The organism is Petrotoga olearia DSM 13574, assembly GCF_002895525.1.
GTDB classification, from domain to species: domain Bacteria; phylum Thermotogota; class Thermotogae; order Petrotogales; family Petrotogaceae; genus Petrotoga; species Petrotoga olearia.
In genome coordinates this window covers 61,302-77,497 of record NZ_AZRL01000012.1, presented here as the reverse complement: position 1 = coordinate 77,497, position 16,196 = coordinate 61,302, and the positions used below count along the sequence as shown (strand labels likewise).

Here is a 16,196-nt window from a genome sequence, read left to right as displayed (position 1 = left end):
CTTCCAAAAAACTATATCATAATAGGAATAAAAGAAGGAAAAGAGAATATAAAATAATTTAAAAATAACAAAAATTATCGAGCTTGATTTTAACATAAATTTTTTGTCTGATCCCTGTAATACTTTATCAATGTATATTTGAAGCCAATTAAAAAACCTTGTACGAGGAGGTGAATGAAAATATGAATGATTTGAACCCCGAATACATCATTGAGGGAGTCGATTGTGCTGGATGTTTTATTTGTAGTTTTTGTTTATTAGGAGGTTGGTCCGCACTTATGCTGATTGGTTTAGCTACTATGGTATACGTTGGTTAAAAGCAAGATAAGTAATTTATTATTATAGGGGAAGAGGAAATTTTTCTCTTCTCCATGAGAAATTCATTTTTGTATGGAATATAAAGAAAGGAGCGAATAAAGATGAAAATGTTGAGAAGGCAATTTTTGATGATGTTTATTTTGATTTCTGTCACCTTCACTTTTTCAGTGAGTTTAGAATTCGATGAAAGCTTTGTTGTTAATCTACTTGACAATGAAAACGAAATATTGGATATAGCTAGTCAAAATGGTAATGTCTATCTTTTGTCAGAGAACGGCTTAGTGTATTTCATAGATTCAAAAGGAAACATCAACAAGATATTTGATTTAGAATTGGAAAGTTACGGGAAAACTCCTGTGAAAATTATTCACAATGGTAAAGAAATAGAAAAACACCTTTTGACCGCAGGTGGAATGGATATTTACGATGATTCATTATATGTAGCTTTCTACAACGTAGTAAAAATCTTCAATTCAGAAGGAGAGATTTTGAGCACGATTACATTGAACAATGATCTCAGTATAAGTGATGTTAAAATAATTGATTCAAAAATATTCATTTTAGATCGAATCAAAGGTCTTTTTAAAGTGAAGGGGGATACAATAGAAAGAGTTTTCCCTGAGTTAGGTCAAGAATCACTTGGTATGAATTATATTAATTTAGAAGTAATAGAAGATACAATATACCTACGTTACATGTATGGTAAAACTGAACAAGTTGGTCCGGAAGCTTACGTCACTTCTGAACCTTTTGTACAAGGGGTATATAAATTATCAAATAAAGATGGGAAATACATAGAAGAAGAAAATAAAGAATTAGGGGAAAATGCTGTTATCAATGAATCGTTTGCGGCTTTTGGAAACCATTTAATATTGTCAAAAGGGGAAGCGGAAATGTTTATATTAGATGAAGATTTGAATATAAGATTGTATATAAATAGCCCAAATTTGCTCTACTATCCTAAGTTTGCCTTTGATAAAAATGTAAATGCCGATGGGAAAAATATCCTCTATATTTACAATCACAGGGATCTTAAGAGATATTTCTTTGAGGATTCTCTAAATTTGTCGAAGAATTGAAAGATGATGAGATTATCAGTTTTGCTATCGATTCATTAGGGAATATCTTCATACTTTACCATTCTACATCAGACAACAAGCTCAAAATGGCTGTACTTGTTGAAGAAGATGATGGGAAATATTCAGCTAAAATATTTCACGAGGAACCATTTTCAGAGAAACCGATAAAATTATTGGCGCACAGAGGATTTTTAATATTAGTTACTAAAGAAAACTACCAGATATATCAAACTTTACCGATAATAGAAAACCTCAATTTGCACTCCTCTTTTCTTTTTTGAATTCTTCTTAGTATCTCTTTCTTATAGCAGATATCTCTTTTTTTAAAAGTTTCTTGTTTGTTGGAGAGTTTGAGGGGGGTTACCCCCTTAAAGACTCGAATTATGATCTAACCAATCTTTTTCACGGACATGTAATATGATCTAATGCGAAAACTTGAAATGCATTTTTTGTTGTGGTATAATCTAATAAAAGCGATGACCTTTGGTCATTTTTATTTTATTAGAGGGTCTGAATATGAGGCGAAAGAGTTTGCAGAAGAAAAACAAAGAGGAAAAGATGAATTTAATAATGAATGTAGCAGAAAAAATTTTTGTGGGAAAAGGTTACGAGAAAGCTACAATGACCGAAATTGCAAAAAGAGCTAATCTTGCAAAGGGGACGTTGTATTTATACTTTTCAAGCAAAAAAGATCTATATTTTACCTCTGTTGAAAGAGCATTATCTACTTTGCTCAGGTCTATTATTGAAAAATTTTCCTCTTGTAAAAACGGTTTTGAAAAGGTTGTATCAATGGGAGAAACATACGTATCATTCAGCCTTGAATATGTTGATTATTATAAGTTGATACTGAATTATGAAACCTTGGAAGTTCATTTCGATGATAAAGATCCCCATGTGAAGAAGGCATATGAAAAGAGTGAAGAGATTTTTAAATTATTAGTTAGCTCGGTTGAAGAAGGAATAAAAGATGGTTCAATAGATGAAAGATTAGAACCTTTAAAGATAGCAATGGTTTTGTGGAGTGAGATAACTGGAATGGTTCAGCAAGTAAGCCTTCGAGAGACATTGTATCAAAAATGGACAGGTTTAAAGCCTCTACAAATATATGAGTATTACATAGAAGTAACAAAAAAGATGTTAGCTTCTTTATCATAATAACACATCTATCAAGAGTGCTTTAAGAAATCAATAAAATTACAGTCGGGAGGTATGCGGATGCACAAAGTCGTAATAACTGGAATGGGAACAGTAAACGCTATAGCAAAAAACACAGAAGAATTTTTAGAGGGTTTAAAAGAAATGAGAATAGGCATAGATAAGATAACTCAGTTTGATACCTCGGATCATAAAGTTAAGATAGCTGCTGAAATAAAAGATTTTGACCCTCAAGAATATATGGATAGTAGAACCGCCAAACGTTATGATAGGTTTTTACAATTAGCTATTGCTGCCTCAGATGAGGCTATTGAAGATGCCGGATTGTCTCAAGATCAAGATTGGAGAGAAAATGCTGCAGTAATAATAGGTTCTGGAATTGGCGGGTTTAAAACGTTGTATCACGAGTTTGGAGTCATGAACAAAAAAGGTCCAAAGTATGTTAGCCCTTTTTTAATACCGATGATGATTGCAGATATGGCAAGTGGAGTTGTTTCTATAAGGCATAAATTAAAGGGACCAAATTTTACAACGGTTAGTGCGTGTGCTTCAGCTGTCCACTCAATAATAAGTTCTGTGATGTTGATAAGGAGTGGAGAAGTTGATGTGGCCATAACCGGCGGTTCCGAAGCGGTTATTGATCCTATGCCAATAGCGGCTTTTGCTAATATGATGGCACTTTCTCAAAGAAATGAGGAACCGCAAAAAGCATCAAGACCTTTTGACAAAGATCGAAATGGATTTGTTATGGGTGAAGGATCTGGGATATTAGTTTTAGAATCAGAAGAGCATGCAAAGGCAAGAGGGGCAAAAATTTATGGATATATAGCGGGATATGGAATGACAGGAGATGCTTACCATATTAGTCAATCTGATCCTGAAGGTGAGGGTGCGGCAAGGGCAATAAAGAATGCCTTAAAGATGGCTGAATTGGATCCTTCAGATGTAGATCTTATAAATTGTCATGCCACCAGTACTCCTGTTGGAGATAATTCGGAAGTAAAAGCTATTAAAAAAATATTTGGTGAATTCGCAGATAAGCCATATTTACAATCAACTAAAACTTTAATAGGACATACTTTGGGAGCTGCTGGTGCAATTGAATTAATAGCTTCAGTAATAGAAAGTCATAATCATTTTGTTCATGGAATGCCAAATTTAGAAGAGCCCGATGAAGAGATGAAAACACTCAATATCCCAAGAGAGACTCAAGACGCTGAAGCAAATGTAATTTTAAAGAACTCCTTTGGGTTTGGAGGACACAATGGGTCTTTAATTTTTGTTAAATCATAAAAGGGGGAACAATTATGCCTAAGATAGGAATAGTAACCGATAATACATGTGACATCGAACCAAAGCAATTAGAAGAAATGGGGATAGGTTTCGTTTCATTGTATGTAAAGTGGAAAGGTAAGTTTGAAAGGGCTGTGGACATTGATACAGACGATTTCTATGAGTTTTTAAAAACATCTGACTATATACCTGCTACTTCACAGCCAACACCTCAAGATTTTGAAGAGGTATATAGAAAAATGCTTAAAGATTACGATGAATTAATATCTGTTCATCTTTCAGAAAAACTGAGTGGAACTTATAACTCTGCTAGGATAGCTGCTCAAAATCTCGATGAAAAAAGGATCCATATAGTGGAAAGTTATGAAGCTACATGGGGGTTGGGTCATTTAGTATTAGAATTAAAAAAACTTATAGACTCAGGAGAGTATAGCATAGAAGAGTTGGAAGGTTTCGTGGAACATTTTCACGAAAAAGTGAATGTCTACTTTACCGTGGGAAGTTTAAATTATCTTGCAAAAGGTGGAAGAATAGGGAGAGCAACTGCCTTTTTGGGAAGTATGCTAAATATTAAGCCATTGTTAAAACTGGAGAATGGTGAAATATTGCCCATTAAAAGAATTAGAGGATATAATAAAATAATTAAAGAGCTTAGCACTTTGGCAATGGAAGAAAAAGGAAAAGGAGAGTTAAAGAATATAACCGTTGAACATACGGGGAGCTTGAAATTAGGTGGCGATTTGTTGGATGAAGTAGTTAAATTGGGAGTACCAAGGGAAAAGATAATCTTTGAACCGATGGATATAATAATAGGTATGCATTTAGGACCTGATTCGGGTGGAATAGTAACTTCATGGGAGTGAAAATTATGAATATAGAAAAAATAATGAAAATATTACCCCATCGTTATCCTTTTTTGCTTGTTGATGGGGTATTAGAGTTAAATGAGGAAAAGATCAAAGCGTTTAAAAACGTAAGTGTTAATGAACCTTTTTTTCAAGGTCATTTCCCAAATTATCCAATTATGCCAGGGGTACTTATTGTTGAGGGTATGGCTCAAACAGCTGGACTACTACTTTTGAAAGATACGAATGAGAATGTAATTCCTTTGTTTACAGGTATAGATAAGGCACGATTTAAAAAAGAAGTAAGACCTGGAGACAGACTGATATACGATTTAGAGATTTTACAAAAAAAAGGAAACATGTTCAAGTTAAAAGGAGTAGCTACTGTGGAAGGCCAGGTATGTGCACAGACAGAGATAATGGTAGGTATCAAAAAGAGTTGAAGATGGAGGTGCAGTGTTGGAACCTGTAAAAAATAGAGTTACTGACTTATTGAAAATTAAATATCCCATATTAGAAGGCGGAATGGCATGGGTGGGTACTGCAAAATTAGCTGCCGCTGTTTCTAATGCAGGTGGATTAGGAACTATAGGTTCTGGAAGTATGGATGCAAAACTTTTAAAGAAACAGATTGATTCAGTAAGAGAAATGACTGATAAACCTTTTGCCGTAAACGTTATTATGCTTAATCCTCATATAGATGAAGTCATAGATCTGATAATTCAAGAAAAAGTTCCAGTTGCTATTTTGGGAGCGGGAAATTCTAGCAAGTACATTCCTATGCTTAGAGAAAATGGGATAACAACCTTAGGGGTAGTTTCTTCAGAAAATCTAGCGAAAAGGTTGGAAAATGCCGGAGCAGAAGGTATAATAGGTGAAGGAATGGAATGTGGTGGACACATCGGAGATGTAACTACCATGGTATTGATTCCACGGCTTTCCAGTATGTTGTCGGTTCCTGTAATAGCAGCAGGTGGAATTGCTAATGGCCCTGGTGCCGTTGCTGCCTTATCCTTGGGGGCAGAAGGTATTCAGATGGGAACGCGTTTTATAGCCACATATGAATGTGAAGCTCACGAAAATTACAAAGAGAAAATAATAAGTGCAGGTATTAGAGACACTATAATTACTGGTCAGAAAATGGGTCATCCGGCTCGCATAATAAAAACAAAGTTTGGTAAAAAAATAGCCAAATTAGAAGCATCATCGCCTGAAGAAGCTGAAGAAGCTTTGGTAGGTAGCCTTATGAAGGCTTTCCTGTATGGTGACGAAGAAAGTGGGTCTTTCATGGCAGGGCAATCCGCTGGCTTGATAGAGGAAATAAAAAGTGTTAACGAGGTTATTGAAGATATAATGTCATATATTTTGAAAAATTACGACTTAGAAAAAAATATCGATAAAGGGAGGAGATAAGTTTTGCGATGTTTTGTGTTTACAGGACAAGGATCCCAATACTTGGGAATGGGAAAGGATATATTAGAAAAAAAACCCGAATATGAATTGTTTTTTGATAAAGTAAAAAATAAGATTGGAGTGGATATAAAAAGTATAATATTTGGCACTGATGAAAAAGAGCTTACCTTAACCCAAAACGCACAAGTTGCTATATTAACAATTAGCTATATGAAGTATTTGAATGCTTTAGAAGAAGGTCTTAAACCTGATGTGGTGGCGGGGCATTCTTTAGGAGAATGGACAGCCCTTTTAGCCTCAAACATGATCAATTTCGAAGATGCAATTGAAGCGGTTTATTATAGGGGATTATACATGAGTGAAGCGTTTGAACCAGGAAAGGGTGGCATGGCAGCGGTAATAGGTATGGATTTAAATGAGATTGAAAAAATTTTAGCCAATTATCCAAACGTTCAAATAGCTAATTACAACTCTCCCTCACAGATTGTAATAAGTGGAGAAATGGAAGAACTCTTGATTTCTATGGAAAAACTCAAAGAAGAAGGAGCCAGAAAAGTTGTTCCTTTAAATGTAAGTGGTCCTTTTCATTCGAGATTTTTAAAAGATGCAGAAGAAAGGTTAAGAAAACGAATTGAGCATATAGAATTCAGGAAACCAACGTTTCCCATTGTTCAGAATGTGACAGCAAAATTTGAAACTGATCCTGATATCATTAAGGAAAATGTAATTAAGCAAATAACTTCACCTGTTAGATGGATTGAATGTGTTGAAGAATGTTTGAATAATGGTGTGGACGAATTTGTTGAAATTGGACCTACAAATGTGCTCACAAAATTTATTAAACAAATAAATAAAAATGTTAAATTACTTAATATATAAAATTGGGGGTGTTTCCCTTTGAAGTTGAATCAAAAGATTGCGATCGTAACAGGTGGTTCTAGAGGAATAGGGAAAGAAATATCACGCAATTTCATAAAAGAAGGTGCCACCGTAATAGCGATTGCTAAAGATGAAAGACCTCTAATAGAAGAAAACGAAAAAAATGATTTTCCAGAAGATAGGTTCGTTTATTACCAAGCAGACATAACTGATTTTGCCACGATTAACGAGCTTGTGACTCAGATATATAATAAATACCAAAAAATCGACATATTAATAAATAATGCTGGAATGGCTAAAGATAACTTTTTAGTTATTATGAAAGAAGATGATTTTGATAAGGTAATACAAGTGAATTTAAAAGGAACTTTTATCATGACAAAAGCGGTTGCAAAGATAATGAGAAAACAAAAGTTTGGAAATATAATAAGCATGGCAAGTGTGGTAGGCATGGAAGGAAACATTGGCCAAACTAATTATTCAGCAGCAAAAGCAGGTATAATCGGAATGACAAAATCTTGGGCGAAAGAACTTACAATGAAAGGAGAAAATATCAGAGTAAACGCCATTGCACCTGGTTTTGTTAGAACAGGGATGACAGAAAGTTTAAAAGAAGAATTGATAGAGTATGTTATAGAAAATACTTGTTTAAAACGATTGGGAGAACCTGAGGATATAGCAAAATTAGCTGTATTTTTAGCCAGTGATGATTCTTCCTTCATAACAGGACAAGTTATAAGGATAGACGGTGGATTAAGAATTTAATGTTTTAAAATAAAAATCCCGAGGTCATGTATTTTATAACCTCGGGATTTAGTTTTTAAAAGAGATGGTAAACTTTAAAGATTGAGACGGTTATAAGCGCCGTTACTGACATAATCTTGATTAGTATATCAAGCGAGGGACCAACGGTATCTTTCAGTGGATCCCCTACTGTATCTCCCACGATTGCTGCCTTATGGGCATCCGTACCTTTCCCTTCTCCCTCGACACCACCGGATTCAATTCTCTTTTTAGCGTTATCCCAAGCGCCTCCAGAGTTAGCAGAAAATATTGCTAACATAACACCGCTAAGAGTAGTTCCTATCAAAAGTCCTCCTACAAAGTTTGGACCAAGTAAAAGTCCAGAAATTATAGGTGTTAAAGTAGCAATGAGAGCGGGGAATTTTATTTGACTTAGAGAACCTTCGCTACTAATCCTGATGCATCTTTCGTAATCGGGGTCTGCTGTCCCCTCCATCAATCCGGGTATTTCTCTAAACTGTCTTCTAACCTCGTCAACCATCTTGTTAGCAGCATTCACCACGGCATTTATTAGAAAAGAACTAAAAAAGAAAGGTAGTGCAGCACCGAAAATAGCTCCCGCTATTGTTCTCGCATCTATCATGTTCAAGATCAAGATACTTTCTAAATGCCCTACTCCTCCATCTCCTGGACCTGCTTGAGAATAAATAAAAGATGCGAAGAGAGCTAATGCCGCTAATGCAGCAGAACCAATAGCGAAACCTTTACCTATAGCAGCTGTTGTGTTCCCTACAGAGTCTAGTTTATCAGTTATCTCTCTAACCTCTGGGGGCAATTTTGACATTTCACTTATTCCACCAGCATTATCTGCGATTGGACCGTAAGAATCAACTGAAACCGTTGTTGCAACGAAAGAAAGCATACCCAAGGCAGCCATTGCTACACCGTATAACCCTGCTATTTCAAAGGACACAAGGATTCCTAACATCAAAAGGAAAACAGGCATTAGAACGCTTTCCATTCCCAAGGCTAATCCTTTTGTTATGACAATAGCAGGACCACCCTTAGCAAATTCGCTTAATTCCTTTGTTGGATGGTATGCATCATTAGTGTAATATTCCGCTATAAGTCCCATAAAAATACCGTCTATTATACCTATGGCAGCTGCCAACCAAGGAGAGAAGTATCCCAATCTGAAACCAATATTTTGAAATTCAGTACCACTAATGCCTCTCAAATAAAAAAAGCTAAGAAAAAAAGTTATAATTAAAGTTAAAAATGCTGATGTCATCAAAGAGAAATTTAAATCTTTATGAGGATCATCAGAAGGTTTTTTTAAAATTATGTATAATATGCCAATCATCGAAGAAATTAGCCCTAGAGATATAAAAAGTATCGGATAGTAAGTCAATCTCATTGTGGCATCATAAGAAAAGTTTTGAGGTCCCAAAAGGAAATGAGTATATAGTATTAGAACTATAGATGAAATTACTGCACCTACATAACTTTCCAACAAATCTGCCCCAAGTCCTGCAACATCTCCAACATCATCTCCCACGTTATCGGCAATAGTTGCGGGATTTCGTGCATCATCTTCGGGTAATGCTAATTCTGTTTTTCCAACCAAGTCTGCTCCCATGTCCGCAGCTTTTGTGTAAATACCTCCACCAACCCTATCAAACATAGCGATTATTGAGCATCCAAGGGCATATCCAGAAACGGTCATGGTGAAAGGAATGTAATTTATTCCCAACCAGTTGACTTTTATTACCAAATTTTCCGCAGAAAGCTGTCCCAACCAATTTCCAAAGATAATATATACTAAAAATAAACCTAATAGAGCCAATCCAGAAACGCTAAGACCCATAACGCTTCCACCTTGAAATGCAACTTTCAGAGTTTTTCCAATACTTTTCTCTGTACGAGCTTTATTGCTAACTCTGACGTTAGCGTAAGTAGCTATTTTCATACCTATGTATCCAGCAAGGGCACTCATAAAAGCTCCCATTACAAAGGCGACTCCTACATACCACTCTACCACGATGCCTAAAGCTAAAGCGATAAATATTCCATAAATCGTCAATACTTTAAGCTCATGGTTAACAAAGGCGGAAGCACCAATTCTAATAGCCTTTGCAATGTGTTGCATTCTTTCGGTACCTTCATCTAAAGCAACGACCTGTCTAAAGTTAACACTTGCAAAAATTAAAGCAATAGCAGGAACTACTGCCAAAATCCATAGACTACCCACTGTTTCACCTCCGAAGTGTTGTTAGATTTGAAGTATAACATATTACCCCATTTTATTATATCATTTTCTATTCAAAAAAATAAGTTTTAAAAATGGCAATTAAATGTAACCAGAAACAATTAAACGACTTTAAAAACAATTAGAAGGGTATATCTTCCAAATGGTATTTATTGTTTTTCTAAATACTTTTGATAAAATATATAATAAAGAGCAGAAGTTTTACGGAAAAATAATATGTATATTGTGTTAAATATCACAAAAAAGGAGGAGTTAATTTGTTATCCGAAATGAGTTTAAAAGAATTTTTAGAAAAGCTTTCGTCCAACGAACCCGCTCCCGGGGGTGGAAGTGCAGCGGCATTATCGGGTTCTATAGCAGCTAGTTTGGGATGTATGGTAACAAATTTAACTATCGGCAAAAAAAAGTACGAAGAAGTTGAAGAAGAAATGAAAAATTTGAAATTAAAGTTAGAAGAGTACAGAGACAAATTCCTTCAACTTATGGAGGAAGATGCAGAAGCTTTCAACGGGGTGGTAGAAGCATTAAAGCTTCCAAAAAGTACTGAAGATGAGAAAAGAGTCAGAAATGAAAAAATACAGGAAAATACGAAAAAAGCCACACTTGTTCCGCTAGAAATAGCCAAAGATGCGTTAGAAGTCATGGAACTTTCGGGGATTACAATAGAAAAAGGTTATAAAATGGCTAAAAGTGACGCAGCTATTTCCCTTGTAATGGCAAAAGCAGCGGTTGATGGTGGATTATATAATGTAAAAATAAATCTTCCATCGATTAAAGACGAAGATTTTCTAAGAGACATCAACAGTCAAATTGAAAAAATTGAAGGAGAAGCAAACACCCTTGAATTAAGACTGCTATCCAAAGCTAATATATAATTTTAAAAAAGGGGGTGGAACATAATGGCTGAAGAAGAATATTTAAGAGAAGAATTAATGAAAAAAAAGAAAACTTTAGAAGCAGAAAAGAAATCTATAGAAAAGTATATGGGTCCTCATGAACACGATGAATCTCTTGAAAAAGAATGGGAAAGGATTAATCAAGAGTTAGAGCAAATAGAAAAACAGTTGAAAGAAATAGAGAAAGAATAAAAAGTTGGCCGGTTCTTTACCGGCCAAATTTTATAAACTTAATTGAAAAGATCTAGGGGTGAAAAAATTTTTGATTTTCTAACAATTCCTCGTTTGGTACGTTTCGAATCTCTTTAGCGGGAACGCCAACGTAAATTTTTTTTGGTTTCAAATTTTTAGTAACCACGCTTCCGGCGCCAACCAACGCATCTTCTCCAATTATTTTTCCTGGTAATATTGTTGCGTTAGCTCCTATTCTTGCCCCTTTTTTGATAATGGGACCTTTGAAAAGCGTTTTTCTCTTCTCTGTTCTTCCTAAAAATTGATCGTTGGTAAAGGTAACTCCTGGAGCTATGAAACAATAATCTTCTATTGTAGAGATGGCCGTAATGTAAGCCTCTGTTTCTATCTTTACGTACTTACCTATTCTACTTTTATTTTCTATTGTAGCACCTTTTCCGATGATAGTATTTTCTCCAATTTCTACATCTTCTCTTATGCTCGCCAAATCTCCAATAAAAACATCATTTGATATTTTAGTACCTTTATATAAGATGCAACATGCTCCCACGATGACATTATTGCCCAAAGTTATAGGAGAAAAAGTTTGTGTTTCTGTTGTGGCAGAATTTTTAGCTTTAAGAGGCGATTTCCCTATTATAGAATTATCTGATATCGTACAGTTTTCTCCAATAATACTATCTTCTTTAATTATTACATTATTTCCTATTATAGTACCTTTTTTAATAACAACATTTTCTTCAATTATAGCATTGTAACCTATTTTAACGCTAGTATCAATTTTAGCGGTTTTTGATATATAAGAAGACATTTTTATCCCCCTTAGGTGTATAAAAAATAATTTTAAGAAAACTCTTTTGATATTTCTATTATTATCTTATCATCAACTAAACCTTTAACAGTCTTTCCTTTTTTGATCCTTTGTCTGATATAAGTTGATGAGATTTCAACGATAGGACTTTCCAATTTCACATATTCAAAATCTACACTATCTAGATTTTTTTCTTCAAAGTATCTGGGATAGACCACTAATTTTACCTTCTTTAATATTTCTTCCCATTTATACCATTTGTGAAAATTTTTAAGGGAGTCTTCACCTATCAAAAGATAAATATTTTTATCAAGATTAGATAAATATTCTATGGTCCTTATTGTGTATGACGGTGAGGGCAGTTTATTTTCTATATCGCTTACTTCAAAATAATATTCAAAAAAAATCCTCTCACACCAAGAATACCTCTTATCGAAATCTGCTATGAAATCTATGCTCTTATGTGGGGGATTTTTAGAAGGTACTATTAAAAACCTATCAGGTTTGAATTCATCATAAGCTATCTCGGCAATTATTCTGTGACCTATATGAGGAGGGTTGAAACTACCACCAAAAAGCATCAACATGGCAAACACCTTTTCTTATGGAATGTATTCAAAAGCGAAATTTCCAATGTACACCGTATCTCCTTCTTTAACTCCTGCATTTTTGAGAATTTTATTCAATCCGTTTTTTTCCAATGTGTTTAAAATTAACAAGCGAGAATCCTTTTGGTTGATATCGTATCTAGTTAACAACTTTTCAATGCCATCTCCCACAACCTCAAAGGTTTCATTATCCCATTTTATAACGTTGATTTTTATATAAGGATCTGGTTCATAGATAACGGGTTGTATTTTGATTCTTTCCGTTATGGCAGATTTTATCCTTTTTTCAAAAAGCTTCTGTTGCTCAATTTTTTCTTTGCTTATATGATTCCAGACCATAGTTATAAGCTCTTGAATGTTTTCACCAGTATAAGCAGAGATTGGAAAAATATCTTTACCGGTTCTATTTTTGAAATCTGTTAATCTCTTTTCAAGAGTGTCTTTTTGTATAGTATCTATCTTATTTGCAACTATGATCTCTTTCTTTTTAGAAAGAATATGAGAAAAAGACTCTAATTCTTTTCTAATAAGTATATAATCCTCTACTGGGTTGTCTCTTTCAAAACAAGATATATCGATAAGATGTACTAAAATGGAACATCTTTCAATATGCCTTAGAAATTGATCTCCTAAACCTTTTCCTAAATGCGCTCCCTCTATAAGTCCAGGGATATCAGCTACTACGAAAGAATAACCTGTGTTGATTTTTACCACGCCTAAATTTGGAACTATAGTTGTGAAAGGGTAATCAGCGATTTCTACTTTGGCGTTTGAAATCCTTGAAATTAATGTTGATTTACCCACGTTAGGGTAACCAATCAATCCTACATCTGCTACTATTTTTAAGACTAACTTTAGATTTTTAGATTCACCTTCCACACCTTTTTCCGCGATTCTTGGAACCTGTAGAGTTGAAGTTGCAAATCTCGCATTTCCTTTCCCGCCTTTACCTCCGCGAGCAACAACCAAATATTGTTGTGGAACTTTTAAATCTGAAAGTAATTCATTGGTTTCAAGATCATAGACACAAGTACCTACAGGTACCTCTATGAAAACATTTTCTCCGGATTTACCAGCTTTCTTTTTATTTTTACCATTTTCACCGTTTTTTGCTCTAAAAATTTTCTTGTATTTAAAATCTACCAATGTATTTTTATTGAGTGTTGATTTGATGATAATTGAACCACCATCTCCTCCGTCTCCACCATCTGGCCCACCTTTTTCTACAAATTTTTCTCTTCTAAAGCTTACAGCTCCATCGCCTCCTTTTCCTGCAATTACTTTGATATTCACTTCATCTACAAAATCACCGATCAAAACATTGCACCTCCACTTATTTATCAAAAATCCTTTTAATAGAATTTTTATCGAATCCAAATTCTTCTTCCTCTATATTCCCTAGAGGTTCAACGTGGATTATCACATCTTTTATGTAAGGATTTATTTTTTTTAACTCCCTTTCAACTTGAGAGGCTATTTCATTAGCTTCTTTGATTGTCATCTCTTCGTCTACTTCGATATGAAGTTCGACAAAATAGACATATCCAGCTTTTCTCACCCTGATTTTATGGGGATTATAAGCTTTACCAATCTTTTCAACGGCTTCTAAAGTATTGTAATAGATTTCCCCTAACTCTTTTGAACTCCCCATAAACTCATCCGAAGTTTCAAGAAACATCTTTATTCCAACTCTGAATATGAACACGGATACAATAATTGCTACCAACGAATCCACCCACATTATATTTAACGTAAGGTAAAATATTATACCAATTAAAACAGACAATGAGGTTAAAATGTCGTTTTTCATATTTAAAGCGTCAGCCACTAAAGAAGAATTTCTTATTTTATTTCCGATGGACAATTTATACTTATATAAAAAATATTTGGTAAGTATCGAAATCAAAGAAATCCAAAGCACTAAATAAGGCCTGTAAATTAAAAAATTATGCTTTATTATACTTTGAATCGCACCTATAAGAACTTGGAAACCTGCATAAATAATTACTAAAGATAAAACCTTAGTAACTATCGTCTCAGCTCTTTCATGACCAAAAGGATGGCTCTCATCTGCGGGCTTACCTGAGATTTTAGACGCAATTAAAGTTAATATTGAAGTTATTATATCCGTAGTTGTATCTATTCCATCAGCTAAAATAGCCATACTACCCGTAATGAAAGAGATAACTAATTTTAAAAAAGCAAGGGCAGCGTTTATTATTATTCCCATCCATGAGGCTTTTGCAGCCAATTTTTCTCTTTGTGAATTAATCTCAAAAGCTTCTTCTTTTGGTGTTTTCTTCAAATAATATTCTCCTTTGTTGGCTTTTGTGAATGTTGATTAAAAACGAAATTCTGACAGTCAATATACCTAACTGCATTGATTATTATACCACAACTAATATTCTTTGAATACAAACTTATTTTTTCACATGAAGTTCTTTTATGGTATAATTAGAACAGATATTTAGATAGAGTTGGTTGATGAGCAAAAATGCGCTAAAGCAACTAAAAAGAATGTAGAAAAGAAAAAAGGAGAGTGGATCTTATAAATATTTTAAACATCAATGGTTTAATTCCAAAGTTGCCAATAATCCAAGGAGGTATGTCTGTTGGCATCTCTCTTGATAATTTAGCATCAGCGGTAGCAAACGCTGGGGGGATTGGTGTAATAGGTACTGCGGGAATCGGGTTAATCGAAAATCCTCAAACCAGAAAAGTGAAAGAAGCGAATATGGAGGGTCTTAAAAAGGTTATTAGAAAGGTAAGAGAAAAGACAAATGGAATAATTGGCGTTAATATAATGACTGTTTTGACTGATTATAAAGAGCTTGTGAAAACAGCGGTAAAAGAAGAAATTGATTTAATAATATCTGGAGCGGGCTTGCCTTTAAATTTACCTGAATTTGTAGATAAGAATTCTAAAACAAGGTTAGTTCCTATAGTTTCTTCTTTAAAAGCTGCCCAGGTGATATTCAAAAGATGGTGGAGTAAATATAATTACATTCCTGATGCATTTATAGTGGAAGGTCCAAAAGCTGGGGGACATTTGGGATTTAAAAAGATTAATCTGGAAAATCCTGAATTTCATCTCGAAGTTATCGTCCCTCAGATAGTAGATTTCTGTGAGGAAATTAAAAGAGAATACAATAAAGAAGTACCTGTAATAGCTGCCGGGGGTATCGACTCACCTGATAAGGTAAAAGAAATATTTTCGTTAGGAGCTAAGGGGATACAAGTTGGAACTCCTTTTATAGCGACTAAAGAGTGTGACGCCGATATAAAGTTTAAAGAGGCTTTGATAAATGCCAAGGAAGAAGATATAGTAATAATTGAAAGTCCTGTCGGCCTTCCTGGAAGAGCTATCAAAAACAAATTTATAGAAGATGTTTCAAAAGGGATTAAAAAGCCATTCAAATGCCCTTATCACTGTATTAAAACGTGTAATTTTGTTGATGCTCCTTATTGTATAGCCCAAGCCCTACTTAACGCAGCAAAAGGGAATTTAGATGAGGGGTTTGTTTTTAGTGGCAAATACGGTTACAAAATCGATAAAATTACATCTGTGAAAGAGGTAATAAATTATCTTTTTGAAGTCAATGAAAAGAAAGTAAAAAATTTGAGACAATCGTTTCAGGATGGGGAGGTTCTAAATAAAAATTTAAATTAAAGACATTTTAAAAAAAACAAA

General features: G+C 34.3%; 17 protein-coding genes. 12 read left to right on the top strand and 5 right to left on the bottom strand.

Features of this window, described 5'->3' with window-relative positions; all coding sequences use genetic code 11:
- The first annotated feature begins 419 nt into the window (after positions 1 to 419).
- The 9 genes from X929_RS04400 (at position 420) to X929_RS04360 (ending at position 7,750) form a co-directional block, all read left to right on the top strand.
- The gene (locus X929_RS04400; RefSeq protein WP_103066828.1) at positions 420 to 1,397 is read left to right on the top strand and encodes a hypothetical protein; all 978 of its coding nucleotides are present in this window, start codon (positions 420 to 422) and stop codon (positions 1,395 to 1,397) included.
- Positions 1,394 to 1,678, top strand: a complete 285-nt coding sequence (locus X929_RS04395; protein ID WP_245858652.1) for a hypothetical protein — start codon at positions 1,394 to 1,396, stop codon at positions 1,676 to 1,678. Before X929_RS04400 ends, X929_RS04395 begins: the two co-directional genes overlap by 4 nt.
- A 235-nt stretch (positions 1,679 to 1,913) precedes the next feature.
- Positions 1,914 to 2,555, top strand: coding sequence for a TetR/AcrR family transcriptional regulator (locus tag X929_RS04390; protein ID WP_103066827.1), 642 nt, complete (start codon positions 1,914 to 1,916; stop codon positions 2,553 to 2,555).
- Positions 2,556 to 2,615: 60 nt separating this feature from the next.
- Entirely contained in the window at positions 2,616 to 3,848 is a 1,233-nt protein-coding gene (fabF, locus tag X929_RS04385) for a beta-ketoacyl-ACP synthase II (protein ID WP_103066826.1), read from the top strand.
- 14 nt (positions 3,849 to 3,862) lie between these two features.
- Positions 3,863 to 4,711 (top strand): DegV family protein, encoded by an 849-nt coding sequence (locus tag X929_RS04380; protein ID WP_103066825.1) that lies wholly within the window; start codon positions 3,863 to 3,865, stop codon positions 4,709 to 4,711.
- A 5-nt stretch (positions 4,712 to 4,716) separates the two neighbouring features.
- A complete protein-coding gene (gene fabZ, locus X929_RS04375; RefSeq protein ID WP_169924960.1) occupies positions 4,717 to 5,136 on the top strand; it encodes a 3-hydroxyacyl-ACP dehydratase FabZ in 420 nt (139 codons plus the stop codon).
- Between the two features lie 16 nt (positions 5,137 to 5,152).
- Positions 5,153 to 6,106, top strand: a complete 954-nt coding sequence (locus X929_RS04370; RefSeq protein ID WP_103066824.1) for a nitronate monooxygenase — start codon at positions 5,153 to 5,155, stop codon at positions 6,104 to 6,106.
- Positions 6,107 to 6,109: 3 nt separating this feature from the next.
- A complete protein-coding gene (gene fabD, locus X929_RS04365) occupies positions 6,110 to 6,985 on the top strand; it encodes an ACP S-malonyltransferase (protein ID WP_103066823.1) in 876 nt (291 codons plus the stop codon).
- 18 nt (positions 6,986 to 7,003) lie between these two features.
- Positions 7,004 to 7,750: a beta-ketoacyl-ACP reductase gene (locus tag X929_RS04360; protein ID WP_103066822.1), complete on the top strand. Its 747-nt coding sequence runs from the start codon at positions 7,004 to 7,006 to the stop codon at positions 7,748 to 7,750.
- Positions 7,751 to 7,805: 55 nt separating this feature from the next.
- Here X929_RS04360 and X929_RS04355 read toward each other — a convergent pair whose 3' ends face one another.
- A complete protein-coding gene (locus X929_RS04355; protein ID WP_103066821.1) occupies positions 7,806 to 9,980 on the bottom strand; it encodes a sodium-translocating pyrophosphatase in 2,175 nt (724 codons plus the stop codon).
- A gap of 275 nt (positions 9,981 to 10,255) precedes the next feature.
- Between X929_RS04355 and X929_RS04350 the strand changes: the two genes are divergently transcribed.
- Both X929_RS04350 and X929_RS04345 read left to right on the top strand, forming a co-directional pair.
- On the top strand, positions 10,256 to 10,873 hold the full coding sequence (locus tag X929_RS04350) for a cyclodeaminase/cyclohydrolase family protein (protein WP_103066820.1): 618 nt from the start codon (positions 10,256 to 10,258) through the stop codon (positions 10,871 to 10,873).
- A 24-nt stretch (positions 10,874 to 10,897) separates the two neighbouring features.
- Entirely contained in the window at positions 10,898 to 11,086 is a 189-nt protein-coding gene (locus tag X929_RS04345) for a hypothetical protein (RefSeq protein ID WP_103066819.1), read from the top strand.
- A gap of 52 nt (positions 11,087 to 11,138) precedes the next feature.
- Here the strand turns inward: X929_RS04345 and X929_RS04340 are convergent, their stop codons facing one another.
- Genes X929_RS04340 through X929_RS04325 form a run of 4 tightly spaced genes read right to left on the bottom strand, consistent with a single transcriptional unit; the run spans position 11,139 to position 14,810 of the window.
- The gene (locus X929_RS04340) at positions 11,139 to 11,897 is read right to left on the bottom strand and encodes an N-acetyltransferase (RefSeq protein ID WP_103066818.1); all 759 of its coding nucleotides are present in this window, start codon (positions 11,895 to 11,897) and stop codon (positions 11,139 to 11,141) included.
- Between the two features lie 32 nt (positions 11,898 to 11,929).
- Entirely contained in the window at positions 11,930 to 12,484 is a 555-nt protein-coding gene (gene nadD / locus X929_RS04335) for a nicotinate (nicotinamide) nucleotide adenylyltransferase (protein WP_103066817.1), read from the bottom strand.
- A gap of 15 nt (positions 12,485 to 12,499) precedes the next feature.
- On the bottom strand, positions 12,500 to 13,822 hold the full coding sequence (gene obgE, locus X929_RS04330) for a GTPase ObgE (protein WP_103067030.1): 1,323 nt from the start codon (positions 13,820 to 13,822) through the stop codon (positions 12,500 to 12,502).
- A gap of 16 nt (positions 13,823 to 13,838) precedes the next feature.
- Positions 13,839 to 14,810 carry a cation diffusion facilitator family transporter gene (locus X929_RS04325; RefSeq protein WP_103066816.1) on the bottom strand — a complete coding sequence of 324 codons (972 nt, stop codon included), beginning with the start codon at positions 14,808 to 14,810 and terminating at the stop codon, positions 13,839 to 13,841.
- Positions 14,811 to 15,044: 234 nt separating this feature from the next.
- Here X929_RS04325 and X929_RS04320 point away from each other — a divergent pair, with 234 nt between their 5' ends.
- Positions 15,045 to 16,175, top strand: a complete 1,131-nt coding sequence (locus X929_RS04320; protein ID WP_103066815.1) for an NAD(P)H-dependent flavin oxidoreductase — start codon at positions 15,045 to 15,047, stop codon at positions 16,173 to 16,175.
- The last annotated feature ends 21 nt before the right edge of the window (positions 16,176 to 16,196 follow it).